The following is an 18,649-nucleotide window of genomic DNA, read 5'->3' as shown; positions in this document are numbered from 1 at the left end:
GCCGCCCATTTGGGCGGCCCTTCTTCGTATTAAGTGTTTATGCGTTCGCCTAATGAGCCTCAGCCCAACTTTTCCCTACACCCATATCTACCTTTAATGGGACATCCAAGTTCGCTGCGCCCTGCATGATTTCTACGAGGCGGGCTCCGGCGGCTTCGATGCTTTCGGCGGGGGCTTCGACTATCAATTCATCGTGTACCTGCAGGATCAGGTTGGCGCCGAGGTCCTTGAGTTGTTTGTCGCCGTAGGCGGCTACCATGGCCATTTTGATGATGTCGGCGGCCGTGCCCTGAATGACCGTGTTCACGGCCTGACGGCGGGCTTCGCTGGCGAGCATGTTGTTGCGGGAGTGGAGCTCCGGCAGCAGGCGGCGGCGTCCGGCCAGTGTGGTCACGAAGCCGTTGTTTTGGGCGTCTTTTACGATGTCGTCGTAGTACGCCTTCAGGGTCGCCAGTTTTTCAAAGTATCGTTCGGTGAATTCCTTGGCCTCGGTTTGTTTGATCTTCAGCTCGCGCGCCAGTTTCTGCACGCCCATGCCGTAGATCAGGCCGAAGTTGATGGTCTTGGCGTTGCGGCGTTCGTCCGGCAGCACTTCCTCCACGGTCTTGTCCATGATCAGCGCCGCCGTGCGGGTGTGGATGTCCTCGTCATTGCGGAAGGCATCCAGCAGGGCAGGGTCTTGGGAGAAGTGGGCCAGCACGCGCAGTTCGATCTGCGAGTAATCCGCTGCTGCCAGCAGATTCCCTTCCGCCGCCGTGAAGCAGCCGCGCATTCTTGGGCCGTACTTGCCGCGAATCGGGATGTTCTGCAAATTCGGCTTGGAGCTGGAGAGGCGACCCGTGGCCGTGCTCAACTGGTTGAACTGGGTGTGCAGGCGCGATGCCTCGTCCGCCATCTTGGGCAGCGGGGCCAGATAGGTGGAGCGCAGTTTTTCCAGCATCCGGTATTCCAGAATGTCTTCCACAATGGGATGCTTGCCGCGAATCTTCTCCAGCACCGCATTCGCTGTGGAGCGTTGCCCTGTGGCCGTCTTGGACCCGGCCTTGATATCCAGTTCGTCGAACAGCACCACCGCCAACTGCTGGCTGGAGCGGATGTTGAACTCATGGCCCGCGTGCTCGATAATCGAGCGCGTCAGCGCGGCTAGCTGTTCGGATACGTCATCCAGAAAATCCTTGAACGCGGCCTGATCAATGTAAATGCCCGCCTTTTCCATGGACACCAGCGCCGGGATCAGCGGCAGCTCCAGATCGCGCATCAGCGGTTCCAGCTCGGCGCTCTCCACCTGTCCCTTGATGCCCTGCATATAGCCCAGCGCAGCCAGCGCCTTGGCATGAGGATGCAGCTCGGCGGCCACGTTCGAGAACTCGGAGCGGCCATCCTGATACAAGGACTGGCGCAGCCGCGCCCACGTGTAGTTGCGCGCCTCGGGGTCGAGCAGGTACGCGGCAAGGCTCAGGTCAAACCACTGGGACGGCAGCAGGTATGCCCACGCCTCATCAGCACGAAGCAGCTCCTGTACGCTCGGCGTGGCAATGACAGACGCGTGTTCCAGCGCCCGGACCAGATCGGCCACCGCGCCGCTGTAGCGGTATTCCTTGCCTTCCAGACCAATGAAAAATGCATCGTCCTCAAAGACCAGTCCCACGTCCTCGCCAGCCAGACCCGGCAGGTCGCCCGCGCTCTCCGCATCCACCACCGGAAGCGGCTCGCTCGGCTCCTCGGGAGTCGCCGGGGCATCGCCGAACAGGGACAACATGCCATCACCAGCCGGAGCCTTCTTCTTGGCCGCAGCCTTGGGAGCGGATGCCGGGGCATCGCCAGCCACATCCAGCAGGGACGGCGCACCACTCGGGGCCGCCTTCTTGGGCGCACCAGCCGGTTTCGGCACCATGCGCTTGAGGCCGTTCAGCTCGTATTCATCAAGGAACGCCATCAGCTCGGCCGCGTCCACGTCGCGCAGCACAAAGTCATCGACAGGCACATCGCAGCAATCGGTCTTCATGCGGGTCAGTTCGCGGTAGACGAAAATATTCTCCAGCTCCGGCTCCACCTTCTCGCGCAGCTTCTCCGGCAGCTCGGCAACATTGTCGCGCACATCCTCCAGCGTGGGACCGGTAGCGGCAAAGACTTTACGCGCAGTGACCGGGCCAACCTTAGGGATGCCGGGAATGTTATCCGCCGAGTCGCCGATGATGGCCTGAAAGTCCGGCCATGTAGCAGGCTCCATACCTTCCTTCTCGCGGAAACCGTCCAGCGTGTAGATGGTCTCCTTGCGACCGTGCTGACTGACCATGAACACATTGGTGTCCAGGCACTGCTTGAGGTCCTTGTCCGAGGCCATGATAACCACCGGGCGATCCGCCTTGTACTTGTTGGCCAGCGCGCAAATGCAGTCATCCGCCTCAACGCCGTCCGAGATCAGGAGGTTGAAGCCCAGCAGCTCCACACCCTTGCGAACCGGCTCGATCTGCTCGGCCAGCGGCTCCGGCATGGGCGGGCGGTTGGCCTTGTACTGATCATACAAATCATTACGGAAGGTCTTCCCTTTGCCATCCATCAGAAACGCCACATGCTTGGGCTTTTCATCACGGATCAGGTTCATGAGCACGCGAAGCACAGTGTTGATCGCGTTGGTGGGGAAGCCGTCGGAACGGGAAAGATCGGCCCGCGCATAAAAGGCGCGGTAGAGCAGAGCAGTACCATCAATCAGGTAAACGGGTTCCTCGGAGAGGTTGAGACGTTCTTTTAAGGACATATTCTCGGTGGTGTTAATGTTGTGAAGAGAGGTGAATTTACGCGGGTGGCGGGGAAAAGGCAATGAAGAGAAAGGCAGAATAGATAAGGAAAGCCGCCCGAAGCGGGCGGCGATTGTTTGAAAGATGCGCGCTGATGGCGCGAAAGGCAAAAAGAGCCGTCGCTTTCGCTCCTCCATGCCCTCCCGGCGGGGTTCTTTCTTGGCTGAGCCGCCCCAAGAAAGAACCAAAGAAACTCGGCTTTGTGTGCTCCCCGCCTTGTGATCACGGTCTAAGAATCTGATCCAAGCTGGCAGCTTTCGCTTTTGCGTACTTCCGCTGCGCTCCAGTGCAAAACCGAACAAGACGCTGCCTGCCGCTTGGTCTGCTTCTAAACCTCTTGAATCAAGGGCTGGTGCAGGTCTTTGAATGTCAGTCGAACAGGGGAAAAGAGCTGAAGTTGCCCGACAACGAAGAGCCCGAGCGAAGCGAGCGACAAAAAGTTTAGGAAGGGAGAGAGGGGATGGGGGTTCCAAGGGGGAAGGGGAGAGAGGGACAACCATTTTCAAATGGTTTCCTTCTCTCCCCTTCCCCCTTGGCCGCCGGAGGCAACCGCGAAGCGGGTTACTAAATTCTTCGAATAGTCTTCTTCTTGCCCTTGCCGAGACGTTTCAGCATGAAGATTTCGGCGTCTTCACCATCGAGATCGGCGAGGGGGACTTCGGCGCGTGCAGCCTGCTTGTGCCCGCCTGCGGAGCCGAGGCCGTTCATGAGCTTTTGGGCCATGGTTCCCATATCTCGGCGCAGACCGTCACCGCGGAAAATGCAGACGAGCTTGTCGTCGGCGGTGCCGGACACCACGACCCAGGGGACGTTGTGAACGCGGGTGAAGAAGTCGGCGACGATGACGAGGATGTCGGGATTTTCGACATTACCGCAATGGGCGTAAAGGCCGTGGCCGATGCGACGCAGATTGTAGAAAGCCCGGGAGAAGTAGCGCATCCAGTCGAGGTGGAACTCGGAGCGGGAGATGCGGTTCATGAGCTTGGAGTCGGCGAACTTGGAAAGATACTTGAAGGCGGCCATGTCCGCGTCGATGAACTCGCGCTCGAAGGTGCGGGTATCGCAGCGAATGCCGTACATGAGGGCCGTGGCCAACAGCTTGGCCGGGCGAATCTGCATGTTGTAGAGATACTCTGTCATCATGGAGCAGACCGAACCGTACTTGGGGCGGATGTCGATGAAATCGGCCTCGACGGGGTTGTCCGGGATGATCGGGTGGTGGTCGATGACCACGGAAAATTTGAAATTCTTGAACTCAGGGTTGTGGTGCGGCTGGGAATCCACGAGGGCGAATTTGTCGTACTGGGCCGCGAGGTTGGGTATGAGTTTTTGAGTTGGAATACGGCAGTAGCGGATCATGGACAGATTGTCCGGCCGTTTTATCTCGTTTATCTGCGCTATGGCGACAGTGTTGACCCGGCGGGTCATGATGCGTTTGAGCGCGAGCGCCGATCCGAGCGCGTCGGGGTCGGCGTTGATAACGATGAGCCAGTTTTCGTCTTTGCTGAAGAGGCTGAGCAACTGCTCTACCTGCTCGTCCAGCTGTCTGAATAGTGCCACAAACTATCCCTGTTTCAGGGTTAACGGAAGCCCCGCAGCGACCAGGAAAGCCTGATCAGCGGATTGGGCGACGCCTCGGTTAAGGGCGCCCAGACTCCGTATGAATGCTCTGACCTCGCTCCCTCCGGGTAACGGGCCGAGTCCGGCCTCGCATGAGACCAATACCAGTTCCGTGTCATTCCAGTCTGCAAGAACGTCGAGTAATTCCTTGACCTTGGCGTCCTCGCATCCCGCCTCGCGGCAGGAGAAGAGCCAGTAGTCAAGGCTATCCACCAACACGGACGGAAAGTGCAATTTAGCCTTTCCGAGCGCTTGAGGCAAGTCCTCGCAGACCTCCATGACCTCCAGCTCAGGCCCGCGTTCAATGCGGTGTTGCTGGATTTGCTGTCGAAATTCAAGATCTCTGGCCTTGCCAGTGGCGATAAACAGCCCCGGAGTCGGCGCTTTGGCCAACAAATCGAGCGCAAAGTCGGATTTTCCGGATTTATTGCCACCAAGAACCAGAGTGATCATTTTGTTTTACTCCATTCATTCATCCAACCTGCAAGCAGGTCGAGCGACGGGAAAATTTCTTCGCTGAAAACTTCGAGGGTCAGGGTGTCGCCTCGGAAGTGTTCAAGTACGTGGCGCAGCAGGGCTCGTCCCTCGTCATCAAGATGGGTAAGCCCCAAGTGCTTGCCGCTGCCCGGCTTGGCCGCATAGACATGCAGCATGCGAACCGTGTCCCAGAGACCGGGCAGATCAAGAACAGGCTGCTGATCATAGGCGAGTATGTGCCCCAGGTCCAGACAGGTGGAAAACCCGCCTTGTCGTGCTTCGGGCCACAGGGCCACCAGATCGGTCTCGTCCACGTTTTCCAGCAGAATGGTTGCCGGGTCCACGCCCGCCTCGCGGAATCGGGCTGCCAGCGGCACCAGCATGTCCGGTGCTGTGGGCGGATGGAGTACCCACGACCTGGGAGACAGATAGGCTGCCTTGTCCATGAGATGGGTGATAATCCGCCACGCCTCATCCAGCCCGTTATGCCACTCCAGGTCGAGGGGGAGGTGGACATGCCACGAAACCGGGAGTGTGGCAAGTGTGGGCGGCAGGTCGAAATCCGAATAAGCCAGACAGCTTTCCGATTCGAAAAACAGGAGGCCTATCTCGGGGAAATAGTCCGCAAGAAAACGGCTGTTGTCAGCGGCTCCGGCGGGAATCACAAAGGAAGGCGCAGCTATGGAGAAGGGGAATTTGACCCCATGCTTTGTCTCTGTTTCCGCGACGGAAAGGTGACGCGGCTGCGCAGATTTTTCCGGACAGGAAATGTCCGTGGAAAAGGAAGATGTATCCATTGTTGAATTATCCGATATGGGCATGGCGATTGCAGTAAATTCCACATAGTCGAAACCGAAATGAGGATGCGACCATGAAGGTGTTACGTGATTTTTGCCAACATATTTTTAACCCGCTGCATATCTTTTGCCGGCTGCGGAAGATGGGACTGCCGATCGTGGCTGCCCGCAGTCTGTGCCGGGTGTATGAGCGTGGTGTGTACCGGTTTATTCTGTAACCGAACCTAGTCCAGCAGTCCCAACTGCTTTTCCTTGGTGACCTTTTTCGCGGCCAGTGTGGAACGGGTCACATATTCTTCCGGAATCTCCCTTAAATATCGAGAGCGCGGCAGGTTGAGCGTCTTGCCAAAGAGCTGTCTGCTGTCTGCACGGCTGATGTAGAGGTTGCGACGTGCGCGGGTCATACCCACGTACATGAGGCGGCGTTCTTCATCGAAGCGTTCGCCCCGGCCCGGGGTAAGGGTGACCTTTGCCGTGAGCAAGTCCATACCCGCAAAAGGCAGGATGCCTTCCTCGCAGGCCGGCATGAATACGGCGTCGAACTCCAAGCCCTTGGCGGCGTGAAGCGTCATTACCTGTACCTTCTCGGCAGAGCGGCGCACCAGCTCCAGTTCGGTCTGGAGGTTGACCCAGTTGATGAGGGCCTGCCAACCGCCGCGTCGACTGAATTCGCGCTTGAGGTCCTGGAATTGGCGGCTGTCCCAGAAGAACTGGTCAAAGGGCGGCGTCTCGGCCAGATATACGGATAGCCCGATGGGGCCTTGAGCCAGAATGTGTTCGGGCACGTCGATGAAGTTCTCTTCTTCGTCGGGATCCACGTCAATGGTCATGCCGAGGAAGCGCTGGGCCGTGCGCAGGATGTCCGCGATGCGCGGTTCCTGCCAGAATCCGTCCAGCTCGGGCGTGGAGCAGGGAATACCTGCGCGCTTGAGGGCCTTTTCAATGGACGGAATGAGGGCCTTGAATCGAACCAGCACGGCGATGTCGCCGAGGGCCAGATCGCCGTGGCCTTCCTGATCGGAAATGGAGTGGGACGTGGTGCCGATGAGTCCCTTGATCTTGTCGCTGATCCAAGAGGCTTCGCGGATGCCGTCCGGAGCTTCAAAGAAATGGATGGTGGCGTCGATGTCGCGGTTGGCGTTGAGTTTGGGATCATCCGGGAACAGGGTGGAGGAGCAGTCCAGAATCTTCTGGCCGGAACGATAGTTCTCGCCCAGCGTGACCGTTTCCATTTCTTCCCAGATGTCCGTGAGCTTGTTGCCCACGTCACCCACTGCGCCACGGAATCCGTAAATGGACTGCTTGGGGTCGCCGATGCAGAAGACACCATCGCCGGATTCGCCTGCGATGCCGCGCACAACGGCCAGTTGCAGCGGGGTGAGATCCTGTACCTCGTCCACCAGCACATGCAGGTAGGGCATCTTGAAGGTCGGCGCACCGGACTGCTCCAGCATGAATTCCAGCAGATCGGTGTAGTCCACCAGATCCCAGTGGTTCTTCTGGTTGCCGTAGTTGATGTGCGCCTCGGCCAGATCGTCAGGCAGGTCGGCCAACTGTTCGCGCAGCAGGTTGTACTTGGTCCAGTAGTGGTTGTACCGCTTGTTGATGGCCTGTTGCGAGGCCTTCTCCATGAGCTTGTCCTGTACCAACTGCGGATTGGTATCGATGAAAAGTTTCTTGGCAGCATGCTCGGCCAGGACGATTGGGGTGTCGTTGTAGGCATGCTTCCAGTAGTCGTAGCAGAGAGCGTGCAGGGTGCCGGCCTGAGGCAGCGGGGCGTCTTCGCCGCGCAGTCCCTTCATGCGGTCACGCAATTCCTGCGCGGCCCGGCGGGTGAATGTCAGGGCAAGGATACGCTTGGGGTTCACGCCTTCGTCGATGAGACGGGTGACGCGCCCCATGAGGGTCTGGGTTTTGCCTGTGCCCGGTCCAGCCAGTACCAATACGGCGCCGGGACCAGCATCGATTGCGGCCTGTTGTGCCGGATTGTAGGTTAAGGGCTTTGCCTCGTCCTTCGGAGTGGTGAAGGGCACACAGGCAGGGGCAGGCTCCTCGTCTTCGGTGTCGTCCGTGCTGGTTTTCTTGGCCGGGATGTCGATGAGGGTGGCCCCGTTTTTGATCTGGGCACGTTCCTTCTCGTTGAAGACAGAGATGACGCCGAACTCACCGTCAAAGCCTGCCTTGCGGATGACGTTGCCTTCGCGCATGCGGGTGATGCCTTCGCCCAGATGACAGGATTGGCGTTCCAGGTCTTCGGCGGGTACGCGCTGGAGGATATCCATCTCGTTGCCGAATTCCTTGATGAGCTTCATGTAGAGCGTGTTGACCTTCTTGGAATTCGGTCCCACACCCACCACCTCGGACAAAATCTCCTTGAGGGGGATGAGGGAAGCGAAGTTGGCTGCGCCAGCCGGTTTTTCCGGTTCACGGCGGTCAGCCAGTTCCAGTACGCGGTTGTATACGCCTACGGTGACGGGCTTGCCACAGACCGGGCAGATGCCGCCACGGGCCATGGTCTCGTGTGGGTCCATGGAGATGCCGCACTTGCGGTGGCCGTCCATGTGGTACTTGCCCTCTTCGGGGAAGAACTCCACGGTGCCGAGAAATTTGTGTCCCAATCCTTCGCTGCGCAGGGCGCGGTAAATGCCTTCGTAAGACATGTCGCCCCGGAACAGGTTGGCCTCACGCCCGAGCTTTTCGCCGGAGTGGGCATCGGAGTTGGAGATGAGCTTGATGCGGTCGAGTTCAGACCATGTCCAGTTCATTTCCGGGTCTGACGACAGCCCGGTTTCCATGGCAAAGATTTCCTGAGAGTAGTCGCCGAAACATTCCTTGATGGAGTCGAAGCCGGACTTGGAACCAAACAGGGAGAACCACGGCGTCCAGATGTGGGCGGGGACCAGAAAGGCCATGGGGTGGGTTTCCAGCACCATGTCCATGAGGTCGCGGCAGTCGAGGCCCAGAATGGGGCGGCCGTCGGACAGGAGGTTACCCACCTCGCCGAGGCGCTCGTTGAATTTGTGGACGGATTCGAGGTCCGGCATGAAGACCAGATTGTGGACTTTGCGAACCTTGCCGCCGCGCTTGTAAATGGAACTGATTTCCGTCTGGAGCATGAACCGGGTGCGACCGGGGATTTCGCCATCAAAGGTGGGAATCTCCTTTTCGAGCCCCTTGGGATCGCGCAGGCGGAAGAGGCCGGTTCCTTCGTCGATGAGTTGCTCTTCGATTTCCGCCAGCCATTCGGGGTGGGTGAAATCGCCTGTACCCAGGACGTGGAGACCCTTGAGACGGCCCCAGGCGGCCAGGTTCCGGATGTTCAGGTTCTTGCTTGTGGCCCTGGAAAAACGGGAGTGGATATGCAGGTCTGCGGTAAATCGTTCCATGGTTGGGGACAGTATAACCATCTCCTTATTTATGCAAGCCGGGGCGTCCGGAAAAACTGGTTGCAATTATATATTGTTGCAACTACAACTTCTTTATGATTCTTGATAATTTGAACCCCAAGGAAGCCCTCGGCTTTCTCTCTTGGAAACTCTCCCGCATGTTGACCAATATTCTGACTTCACTTTTTGTGGAGATGAAGGTGGACGTGACGGTGGAACAGTGGCGGGCGTTGATTCCCATCTACAAGCATGACGGCATGACGCAGGGAAAATTGTGCTCGCATTTGTCACAGGAAAAAACCGGAGTGAGCCGCCTTGTGGCTGCTCTGGAAAAACGGGAGCTGGTACGGCGCGTTGAGAGCGAACAGGATCGCCGCGTAAAGTATCTGCACATCACTGATAAGGGACGTGACCTTTTGGAGTCGACAATGGCCAAAGCCATGGAGCGACATAACGAGGCCGTCAAGCATATTGACCCGGTGGAATTGGCAATATGCAAGAAGGTGTTGTGGCAGATCATCGAGCCCACCCTTGATCCCGACTGTATTCCTCTCGGCATCGAAGATGATCGTGCCGTGACGTAAATGATAACAATCGCAAACACTGGATTTCCCATGCTTAAAATTAAATTTTTCTTTACTCTATGCCTTGCCATGCTCGTGGCCGCGCCAGCCATGGCCCAGAAACCGGGTGAACGTCCGCCGTCCCCGGTAGTGGTCTCCAAGGTGACCACGGGCGACATGGCTCCGCAGTCCGAGTTCATCGGCACTGTCTATTTCTCCGAAATCTCCAACGTGGCTTCTGAAGTGACCGGCAAGGTTGTTGACATCAAGGTCAAGGACGGTCAGCGGGTCAAGAAGGGCGACGTCATGGTGGTCCTCTCCTCTGACATGTTGCAGAAGTCCATCAAGAATGCCCGTGCACTGGCCCTGCAGGCCAAATCCGACTTTGAAAACGCCAAGTTGGAACACAACCGCGTGTCCACTCTGTTCAAGGGCAAGGCCGTGGCCGAGGGCGAGTTCGACTCCAAACGTCTGACCGCAGATGCGCTCCAGTATCAGTATCAGGCGCGTCTTGCCACGCTGGAACAGCTCCGCGATGAGCTGGCCAAAAAGACCATCCGTGCTCCTTACGACGGGTTGGTCATCGACATGAAGGCCAACCGTGGTGAGTGGATGTCTGTAGGCTCCGTTGTCGTAGTCACTGCCCGCGACGACGAGTTCGAGGTGGTGGTCAACGCGCCCAAGGAAGCCTTTGGCGTGGTCAAGCCCGGCCTCAAGGTCGGCATCAGCCTGGCTGGTGACGAGATTCCCGGCGAAGTCTTTGCCGTGGTTCCCAAGGGAGATGTCGCCACCCGTACCTTCCCGGTTAAGATTCGCGTGGAGAACAACGGCGGCCTGGCTGAAGGCATGGAGGCCCGTGTTCTCCTGCCTCGCGGTCTGGGCGGTTCCACCATGCTTGTTCCTCGTGATGCCGTCATTTCCATGCGCGGCGATCAGGTGGTCTGGGCCGTTATCGACGGCAAGGCCGTCCCCATGCCCGTGTACGTTGTGGGCTACCGTGGCCTGACTGCCGGCGTGAAGTCTCCCAAGCTCAAGGAAGGCATGGACGTGGTGGTCAAGGGCAACGAACGCCTCCGTCCCGGACAGGCCGTGGCCCCGCAGCCCCTGAAAGCCAAGGAATAGGTGAGCGGTTATGGATATCGTCAAAACCGCCATTGAGAAACCGGTCGCCGTTCTGGTGGGCGTGATTCTCATCGTCATGTTCGGCGGCATCGCACTGGCGACGCTGCCGTACCAGCTATCGCCCAACGTCACCGAGCCAGTCATCACCGTCTCCACCACGTGGCAGGGCGCGACCCCGTATGAAATTGAACGTGACATCATCGAAGAACAGGAGAAGGTGCTCAAGGGTATCCCCGGCCTGGTCGAGATGGAGTCCTCATGCTATAACTCGCTGGCCGAGCTTTCCCTGAAGTTCGAGATCGGTACGGATATCGACACCGCGCTGCTGCGTGTGTCCAACAAGCTCGACGAAGTACCGGATTATCCGGACCGCGCCGACCGTCCCATCGTATCGGCAACGGGTGCGTCCACCTCTCCGGTCATCTGGATGATCCTCAAGACCATGCCGGGTAACGACCGCGAGGTGCAGACCTACCGTACCTACTTTGAGAACGACGTTCGCCAGTATCTGGAACGCGTCAAGGGCGTGGCCGACCTCTTTGTCGGTGGCGGCCGCGAGGACGAGATGCAGATCATCGTGGACCCGGTCAAGCTGGCCGCCTACAACATGACCCTCCCGCAGATGGCGGCCATTCTCAAGAAAGAGAACGTCTCTATCTCCGCAGGTTCCATGGGCGTGGGCCGACGCGATTACCGTATCCGCACCCCAGCCGAATTCTCTTCTCCCGAGGAGATTGAGTCCATTGTCCTGTCTTCTTCCGGTGCGCACCGCTTTGTGGTGGGTGATGTGGCCAAGGTTCAGCGTGGGCATCAGAAGCCTACGGTGGCCATGCTCCACAACGCTGTCCCCGGCATGGCCATCGGTGTGAAGCCGGAGCCCGGCACCAACGTCATCGACATGACCAACGCCGTGCACAAGGTGGTGGATGAGCTCAACGAGAACAAGCTCAAGGAACATAACATCCAGCTCGACTGGGTTTATGACCAGCGCCCCTACATCGAGGGCGCCATCGAGCTGGTGCAGAAGAACATCATCATCGGCTCGGTGCTTGCCATCGTGGTCCTGTTCATCTTTCTGCAATCCTTTTCATCAACCATTATTGTCGCTGTGGCGATCCCCATCTCCATTGTCGGATCGTTCATCATATTCGCCGCCGCAGGCCGAACACTGAACGTTGTATCTATGGCGGGTATCTCGTTCGCGGTCGGTATGCTGGTGGATAACGCCATTGTTGTCCTCGAAAACATCGACCGACATCGGCGTATGGGCAAGAACGCCCTGCAAGCCTCCTATGACGGTGCCAGCGAAGTGTGGGGTGCGGTTCTGGCATCCACTCTGACCACGGTGGCGGTCTTCCTGCCCGTTGTCTTCATGGAGCAGGAAGCCGGTCAGCTGTTCAAGGATATCGCCATCGCCGTTACCTGCGCCATCATCCTGTCGCTCTTCGTGTCGGTTCTGGTTATCCCCATGCTGGCCAAGCAGCTCTATGCCGTTGCTGAAAGCCGGATGAAGGCGACGGCTCCTCTGGATAGCCCTCGGCCTCCGGCCACGCTGTCCATTGCCAAGCGTCTTCTCGTACCCCTGACCAATCTGGGCGGCAAAGCGTCAGACTGGATTATGGCGTTGCTGGACAAGGCAATTACCAAACCGAGCAGTCGTATCGTGACCGTGCTCGCTTTGACCTTGGCCTCCATACTCATGGTTCTGGCGTTCTTCCCCAAGATGGAATACCTGCCGCAGGGTAACCGCAATCTGGTCATCTCCATCCTGATTCCGCCGCCGGGTCTCTCCTATGAGGAGCGGCTGGGTATCGGTGAGTTCGTTTACGAGCAGGCCGATCCGCACTTTGGTCAGGAAGTGGGGGGCATCCCCGGTATTGAAGACATGTTCTTCGTGTCCGCGCCCACCATCAACCTGTTCGGTGCCATCTCTCAGGATGAGCAGCGCGCAGGTGAGATGACGCCGCTCTTCAACCGTATCCTCAACTCCATCCCCGGTATGTTCGGCATCTCCATTCAGGCGTCGATCTTCGAGCAGGGCTTGGGTGAGGGCCGCGTGATCAACGTGGATATCTCCGGTGAAAATCTGGAGAAGATCGTTGCCGCCGCCGGCACCATGTTTGGTATGTCCATGCAGCAGATTCCCGGCTCTCAGGTGCGTCCGGTTCCGTCCCTTGAGCTCCTCTATCCCGAGGTTCGCTTCATGCCGGATCGTGACCGTGTCCGTGCCGCAGGGCTCTCCACCGAGGACCTCGGCACCGCCATCGACGTCATTCTCGACGGCCGTAATATCGGTGACTACAAGGAAGAGGGCAAAAAGAAGATCGATCTGATCCTCAAGGGATCACCCAACGACGTGACCACGCCTGAGGAGCTCTATGCTTCCCTCATCGCGGTTCCCAACGGTTGGGCTGTTCCGGTGTCTTCCCTCGCGTCCATTCAGCGCACCAACTCCATGAACCAGATTCGCCATCTGGAGCGTCAGCGCACCATTACGCTGCAGGTGACGCCTCCCGGCGACATGCCGTTGCAGCAGGCCATGGAGACCATCCAGAATCAGATGATTCCGAGCGTGCGCCAGATGGGGCTGCTCGACGGTCTGACCGTGCGTCTCTCCGGCGCGGCGGACAAGCTGTCCGTGACCCGAGATGCCCTCCAGTGGAACTTCCTGCTGGCCATTGTCATCACGTATCTGCTCATGTCTGCGCTGTTCGGCAACTTCATCTATCCGCTCATCATTCTCTTCACCGTGCCGCTGGCCGGTGCCGGAGGATTCCTGGGCCTCAAGTTGGAGAACATATTCATTGCCCAGCAGCCGCTTGATATCCTGACCATGCTCGGGTTCGTCATCCTGATCGGTGTCGTTGTTAACAACGCCATCCTTATCGTGCACCAGTCACTCGGTAATATCCGTGAGCGTGGCATGGCGCACAAGGACGCGATCCTTGACGCCACCCGGACACGACTCAGGCCCATCTACATGTCCGCTGCCACCTCTGTCTTCGGTATGCTTCCGCTGGCCGTGGCCCCCGGCCCCGGCTCCGAGCTCTACCGAGGCCTCGGTGCGGTCGTGCTGGGCGGTCTGGCGCTCTCCACCGTCTTCACGGTGTTCGTCATCCCCGCACTGCTGATGTTCGTCATCGGCATGGAAAAGGGCAAGACTGCCGAGTAGAGTCGGTACTCATCAAATATAAAAGGCCGGGCATGTGTAACGCATGCCTGGCCTTTTTTTTGTGCAGCGGGTTCACTGAAAAAAGACCCGTCCAAAATTCATTGGGCGGGCCTCAAATTTGGTGGCTATCTATTTGCTCGAGTCGGATGTTCCAGAACACGCTCTACCGCATCGCGGATGCGACTTTTTATTTCATAATCCGAGAGGTGGTCCGAAATTACCAGGCTACCGTATTGGATGTATCGGGCGGGTAGCAGATTGAGGGTGAGAGCGTAGATATCTTCGATATCCAGAGACTCGAAAACATAGTCCTCATAGTACTCGTCGAGGATTTCAGGAATCAGGCGGACGACCCGCTTTTCGTTGCGATTACGGATCTTGCTGACGTCGACGCCTCGGATTTCGAACTTTATGGAACTGGGCATGGCGCTCCCTCCGGCTGCCGTTGGATAGGGGGATGTTCAGGGTAACTATAACCTGTATGTGGGCAAGAAGGCAACGTAAGTGGTATAGTTCGTGCTATAAATATAGAGTCTCTCACTGTTCGTATGAGGATGGCGGATAGGGCATGGAGGTGCCTATGTCGACGCAACCTGTTGAACATAAAGGATATGGATACACGTTTCGGCAGACCAAAAAACAGCCGGAAGACGTGGGTTTCCCGCTCGGCCCGGAAACGTCAAAAAAACAACAGGCAGATGCTGCCGAACCGGCAGCTACGGTGCGAGAGCGCGTCCGTGCGCTGTTGGCTGACGTCCCCAAGAGTGGGGAAGGGCGCTTGTCGTTTCGTGATATCGTCAATTACCGCGACAGTCAGGAAAAGGACTGGGAAGCGTTGGCAACCCATGACTTGCGAGGCTTGGGCGTGGACACGGAGCGGTCGTTTCGACTGATGCACGATCCCTCTACAGGTCTTGTTACGGCGAGCAACGACCATCCTGACAAAGCGCGTATCGATCAGTACTTTGCATCCAATCAGGAAGTGGCCGACGAGTTCAAGAGTGTCCTGCAATTGGGAAAGCTCGTGGACGTGGCCGAACGCAAGCTGACTCCTGAACAGATGGACCAGACGCTGGACAGCGAAGCCATGGGCTGGTGGTATCAATCCAATATGGAAGCCTCGGCGCTGTTCTCAGGTGGCGGCATCATCTATGGTGCCGGATCTTTTGCCTATAAGGGTATTGATATCCGGGTCTGACCTCTCTCAGTCTCATTCTTTACATAAATTCCCATATATCGGCAGCTTGAGCACTCACTCTCGCTCGCATTCTTGACATGGCTCATAGTGGTGGGTATTCTTATTAAATAGGAATGAATTCCATTATCAAATAAAGTAAGGAGTCCGTCATGAACGTGAAGCGGTTTATTTGGCCGGTCGTTGTCGGGCTGGCTGTACTGTTGGCCGGGTTCACGTTTCTCGGCCACGCCACGCAGAAGGAGAACGTTATGATCGATACTGCCAATCTTGAAGTCGCTACCATTGCGGGAGGCTGCTTCTGGTGCGTGGAATCGGATATGGAAAAGCTGCCGGGCGTGGCTCGCGCAGTCTCCGGATATGCGGGCGGCGCGGAAGTCAACCCGACATATGAAGATGTATCCAGCGGCAGCACGGGACATCGTGAAGCCGTACAGGTGTGGTTTGATCCCAAGGTGATCAGCTATGCTGAAGTGCTTGACCACTTCTGGAAGCACTTTGATCCTACGGACGAGGGCGGTTCCTTTGGTGACCGTGGTTTCCAGTATACCTCGGCCATCTTCTTCCACAGTGAGGAGCAGCGCATGGTCGCCGAAGCCTCAAAGAAGAAGCTGGAAGAGTCCGGACGCCTCGGCAAGCCAGTGGTTACGCCGATCCTCAAGTTTACTTCATTCTATGAGGCGGAAAAGTATCATCAGGATTACTACAAGAAGAGTCCTGCCAGATATAAGACCTATCGGTACTTCTCCGGACGTGATCGGTATGTGAAGTCCACCTGGGGTGACGAGGCGGAGTTTCAGCCTAATCCGCGCCCGGATGCATCGGATGCTGGCCCATTCGTGAAGCCGGATGATGCCACCCTCAAGGCTACGCTGACACCGTTGCAGTATGACGTAACCCAGCATGAAGGCACGGAGCCCCCGTTCAATAACGAGTATTGGGACAACAAGCAGGAGGGCATTTACGTGGACGTCGTGTCCGGTGAGCCGCTCTTCTCCTCCACGGACAAGTATAAGTCCGGCACTGGCTGGCCCAGCTTCACCCGACCGCTGGTGGAACAGAATATAGTGGAAAAGCAGGACCGCAAGCTCTTCATGGTGCGTACTGAGGTGCGCAGCAAGAACGCGGATTCCCATCTGGGACATGTCTTTGACGATGGGCCGCAACCCACAGGTCTGCGCTATTGCATCAACTCGGCCGCTCTCCGGTTTGTCCCCAAGGAGAAGCTTGAGGCCGAAGGCTATGGCGAGTTTGTGAAGTTGTTCAAGTAATCCTGAATACTACCTTCCCACAAAAGGGGCTGTCTTAACGGACAGCCCCTTTTTACGTGGTCACGGCGTATTATAAATATCGTTTTGCGGTCTGAAATAATCTGTCAAACCATTGCTTAAAAAATCGACAATCTGTTATGGCTTAAACCAAGTGTTACAATTTTGTGACAATCTCAACTGTCACACCAGTCGACACAGGAGGATATATGTCCATTAACAGACTGCTCGGTAACATGCCCATGGCAGCCAAGCTGGGACTCGGATTCGCCACTGTGGCCGTAGTGTTTGTCCTGGCCCTTGTCAGCTATGCTGTCTCCCTCGACTCAACACAGGGAGCCTACGGTTTTCTCATCAATAATACCGCTGCCAAACGGTCAGTGGCGTTGGCCATTGAGAGTGACATGTTGCAGTGCCGCAGGAGCGAGAAGGATTTTCTCGCTCGGAAGGACATGAAATATCCCGAAAAGGTGGGCGTCCTCGTAGAGGACGTTCGTAAGCAGGCGGCCCGACTGGCCGAATTGGAGAAGGCGGCAGGGAATGAGGATGGTGTACGGACCGCGGACGAGATAACCAAGTCCATCGGTGGCTACCATGCGGCTTTCACTCGTGTGGTAGAGAACTGGCAGACTCGTGGTTTGTCTCATGACAAGGGGCTTCAGGGCGTGTTCCGCACTTCCGTGCAAAATCTGGAAGCGTTGCTTCAGGAAGTGGACTCGGCGCATAGCTCCTATGACACGCGTGACGTGATGGTGGAACTGCTCATGCTGCGACGGCATGAGAAGGACTATCTGCTTCGTGGCCTCGACAAGTACATCGACAAGGCGGACAAGCGGGTGGCTCTGATCAAGGACAAGGTGTCCAAGCTGCCCATCTCTGAGGAACAGTTGGTCAGCGCAGACAAGTTGTTGGATCAGTACAAGGCGAACTTCCATGCCTTGGTGGATGAAGATGCACGCATCAGGGAAGGCGTTGCAGCCCTCCGCAAAGAAGTCCACACGATCGAGCCGCTGGTGGCAAGCGTAGTGAAGCAGGCCAATGAGGAAATGGCCTCTCAGGAGACTATGGTTGTTACCGCCGCTGACGCCAGCTCCATGCGGTCCATGGGCACGGCAGGTGTTGCCATTTTCGTGGCCTTGTTCATTACCGTCTCCCTCACTCGTATGGTGACCGGCCCGCTTTCAAAGGGTATGCGCTTCGCCACTGATATTGCCGAGGGTGACCTGTCATCCGATATCGATAATGGCCGCACTGATGAAATCGGGCGGATCATTGAGGCTATCCGTGACATGTCCATACGGTTGCGGGAAATCATCGGCACCATTCAGGAGTCCATGGACAGCGTAGCCTCCAGTAGTGAGGAGGTAAGCAGTTCCTCCGAGAGCCTGTCACAAAGTGTGACCGAACAGGCTGCGGTGGTCGAAGAAGTTTCGGCCAGCCTTGAGCAGTTGTCGGCCAATATCAAGCAGACCAGCCATGCGGTGGAGGAGACGGAAAAGATCGCCAACTCCAATGCGGAAGATGCGGAAAACGGCGGCACCATCATCAATAAGGCCGTGAAGTCCATGCACATGATTGCCGAGCGAATCGTCATCATCGAGGAGATCGCACGACAGACCAACCTGCTGGCACTGAATGCTGCCATTGAGGCGGCCCGTGCCGGTGAGGCTGGCAAGGGGTTCGCAGTGGTTGCTGCCGAGGTCCGAAAGCTGGCCGAGCGAAGTGGCGTGGCTGCGGGCGAGATCGGCTCCCTGTCCACTGACTGTGTGGATATCGCAGAACAGGCGGGCGAACTCTTTGATCGCATGATCCCGGAAATTCAGAAGACCGCTGATATGGTGCAGGAAATACGTGCCTCTAACAACGACCAATCCACGGGTGTGGACAACCTGGCCAGCTCCATGGGCCATCTGGATCAGTCGGTTCAGTCCGATGCCTCGGCAGTGGAAGAGTTGGCCTCCACCTCTGAAAATCTGGCCCAGCAGGCGGCCGAAGTGCAGCAGGCCATGAGTTACTTCCGCATCGCGGCAGAGCAGGCTGCTTCCCGCCCGGTGGTGGTGCGTAGCGAGTCCTTGCAGGAGTTGCCAGCCTGATTAATCTGACACTGATGAATAATGACAAGGGGAGCCCGGGAGGTAAACGGGCTCCCCTTAGTCATGAGGGCAGGATGTGAGGTGTCAGTGAAAAGGTGATTTCTAGAGGTCGGAAACGTTACCTCCCGATCGTTACAGGCATATGTCCTCGGCATGAC

General features: G+C 57.4%; 13 protein-coding genes. 7 read left to right on the top strand and 6 right to left on the bottom strand.

What is annotated here, in order from left to right; translation table 11 throughout:
* Window positions 1-49: 49 nt before the first annotated feature.
* From polA to cbiR, 4 genes are all read right to left on the bottom strand, one after another.
* Window positions 50-2,758, bottom strand: a complete 2,709-nt coding sequence (polA, locus tag HFN16_RS01490) for a DNA polymerase I (protein ID WP_168889018.1) — start codon at window positions 2,756-2,758, stop codon at window positions 50-52.
* Between the two features lie 604 nt (window positions 2,759-3,362).
* Window positions 3,363-4,358 (bottom strand): DHH family phosphoesterase, encoded by a 996-nt coding sequence (locus tag HFN16_RS01485; protein WP_168889017.1) that lies wholly within the window; start codon window positions 4,356-4,358, stop codon window positions 3,363-3,365.
* A gap of 3 nt (window positions 4,359-4,361) precedes the next feature.
* A complete protein-coding gene (locus HFN16_RS01480) occupies window positions 4,362-4,871 on the bottom strand; it encodes a bifunctional adenosylcobinamide kinase/adenosylcobinamide-phosphate guanylyltransferase (protein ID WP_168889016.1) in 510 nt (169 codons plus the stop codon).
* Window positions 4,868-5,692: a cobamide remodeling phosphodiesterase CbiR gene (gene cbiR / locus HFN16_RS01475; protein WP_168889015.1), complete on the bottom strand. Its 825-nt coding sequence runs from the start codon at window positions 5,690-5,692 to the stop codon at window positions 4,868-4,870. The genes HFN16_RS01480 and cbiR overlap by 4 nt, the downstream gene beginning before the upstream one ends.
* A 74-nt stretch (window positions 5,693-5,766) precedes the next feature.
* Between cbiR and HFN16_RS01470 the strand changes: the two genes are divergently transcribed.
* A complete protein-coding gene (locus HFN16_RS01470) occupies window positions 5,767-5,910 on the top strand; it encodes a hypothetical protein (RefSeq protein ID WP_168889014.1) in 144 nt (47 codons plus the stop codon).
* Window positions 5,911-5,916: 6 nt separating this feature from the next.
* Here the strand turns inward: HFN16_RS01470 and HFN16_RS01465 are convergent, their stop codons facing one another.
* Window positions 5,917-9,078, bottom strand: coding sequence for a UvrD-helicase domain-containing protein (locus HFN16_RS01465; protein ID WP_168889013.1), 3,162 nt, complete (start codon window positions 9,076-9,078; stop codon window positions 5,917-5,919).
* 95 nt (window positions 9,079-9,173) lie between these two features.
* Between HFN16_RS01465 and HFN16_RS01460 the strand changes: the two genes are divergently transcribed.
* Genes HFN16_RS01460 through HFN16_RS01450 form a run of 3 tightly spaced genes read left to right on the top strand, consistent with a single transcriptional unit; the run spans window position 9,174 to window position 13,935 of the window.
* Window positions 9,174-9,662: a MarR family transcriptional regulator gene (locus HFN16_RS01460; protein WP_168889012.1), complete on the top strand. Its 489-nt coding sequence runs from the start codon at window positions 9,174-9,176 to the stop codon at window positions 9,660-9,662.
* Window positions 9,663-9,692: 30 nt separating this feature from the next.
* A complete protein-coding gene (locus HFN16_RS01455) occupies window positions 9,693-10,763 on the top strand; it encodes an efflux RND transporter periplasmic adaptor subunit (RefSeq protein WP_168889011.1) in 1,071 nt (356 codons plus the stop codon).
* 10 nt (window positions 10,764-10,773) lie between these two features.
* On the top strand, window positions 10,774-13,935 hold the full coding sequence (locus HFN16_RS01450; protein WP_168889010.1) for an efflux RND transporter permease subunit: 3,162 nt from the start codon (window positions 10,774-10,776) through the stop codon (window positions 13,933-13,935).
* 125 nt (window positions 13,936-14,060) lie between these two features.
* On the opposite strand, the gene HFN16_RS01445 is transcribed toward HFN16_RS01450, so the two are convergent.
* Entirely contained in the window at window positions 14,061-14,360 is a 300-nt protein-coding gene (locus HFN16_RS01445; protein ID WP_168889009.1) for a late competence development ComFB family protein, read from the bottom strand.
* A 155-nt stretch (window positions 14,361-14,515) separates the two neighbouring features.
* Here HFN16_RS01445 and HFN16_RS01440 point away from each other — a divergent pair, with 155 nt between their 5' ends.
* The 3 genes from HFN16_RS01440 (at window position 14,516) to HFN16_RS01430 (ending at window position 18,491) form a co-directional block, all read left to right on the top strand.
* Complete coding sequence (locus HFN16_RS01440; RefSeq protein ID WP_168889008.1) at window positions 14,516-15,133, top strand: hypothetical protein; 618 nt, start codon at window positions 14,516-14,518, stop codon at window positions 15,131-15,133.
* Between the two features lie 149 nt (window positions 15,134-15,282).
* Complete coding sequence (gene msrB, locus HFN16_RS01435; RefSeq protein WP_168889007.1) at window positions 15,283-16,401, top strand: peptide-methionine (R)-S-oxide reductase MsrB; 1,119 nt, start codon at window positions 15,283-15,285, stop codon at window positions 16,399-16,401.
* Between the two features lie 206 nt (window positions 16,402-16,607).
* Window positions 16,608-18,491: a methyl-accepting chemotaxis protein gene (locus HFN16_RS01430; RefSeq protein WP_168889006.1), complete on the top strand. Its 1,884-nt coding sequence runs from the start codon at window positions 16,608-16,610 to the stop codon at window positions 18,489-18,491.
* Window positions 18,492-18,649: the final 158 nt, after the last annotated feature.

This window comes from Pseudodesulfovibrio sp. zrk46 (genome assembly GCF_012516435.1).
GTDB lineage: Bacteria > Desulfobacterota > Desulfovibrionia > Desulfovibrionales > Desulfovibrionaceae > Pseudodesulfovibrio.
The sequence above is the reverse complement of the archived record's forward strand: the minus strand, read 5'-3'. Positions and strand labels throughout refer to the sequence as shown.

Coding starts and splice junctions, on each gene's coding strand:
- polA (WP_168889018.1), bottom strand. CDS start 2,758: ATGTCCTTAAAAGAACGTCTCAACCTCTCCGAGGAACCCGTTTACCTG.
- HFN16_RS01480 (WP_168889016.1), bottom strand. CDS start 4,871: ATGATCACTCTGGTTCTTGGTGGCAATAAATCCGGAAAATCCGACTTT.
- cbiR (WP_168889015.1), bottom strand. CDS start 5,692: ATGGATACATCTTCCTTTTCCACGGACATTTCCTGTCCGGAAAAATCT.
- HFN16_RS01470 (WP_168889014.1), top strand. CDS start 5,767: ATGAAGGTGTTACGTGATTTTTGCCAACATATTTTTAACCCGCTGCAT.
- HFN16_RS01465 (WP_168889013.1), bottom strand. CDS start 9,078: ATGGAACGATTTACCGCAGACCTGCATATCCACTCCCGTTTTTCCAGG.
- HFN16_RS01460 (WP_168889012.1), top strand. CDS start 9,174: ATGATTCTTGATAATTTGAACCCCAAGGAAGCCCTCGGCTTTCTCTCT.
- HFN16_RS01455 (WP_168889011.1), top strand. CDS start 9,693: ATGCTTAAAATTAAATTTTTCTTTACTCTATGCCTTGCCATGCTCGTG.
- HFN16_RS01450 (WP_168889010.1), top strand. CDS start 10,774: ATGGATATCGTCAAAACCGCCATTGAGAAACCGGTCGCCGTTCTGGTG.
- HFN16_RS01445 (WP_168889009.1), bottom strand. CDS start 14,360: ATGCCCAGTTCCATAAAGTTCGAAATCCGAGGCGTCGACGTCAGCAAG.
- HFN16_RS01440 (WP_168889008.1), top strand. CDS start 14,516: ATGTCGACGCAACCTGTTGAACATAAAGGATATGGATACACGTTTCGG.
- msrB (WP_168889007.1), top strand. CDS start 15,283: ATGAACGTGAAGCGGTTTATTTGGCCGGTCGTTGTCGGGCTGGCTGTA.
- HFN16_RS01430 (WP_168889006.1), top strand. CDS start 16,608: ATGTCCATTAACAGACTGCTCGGTAACATGCCCATGGCAGCCAAGCTG.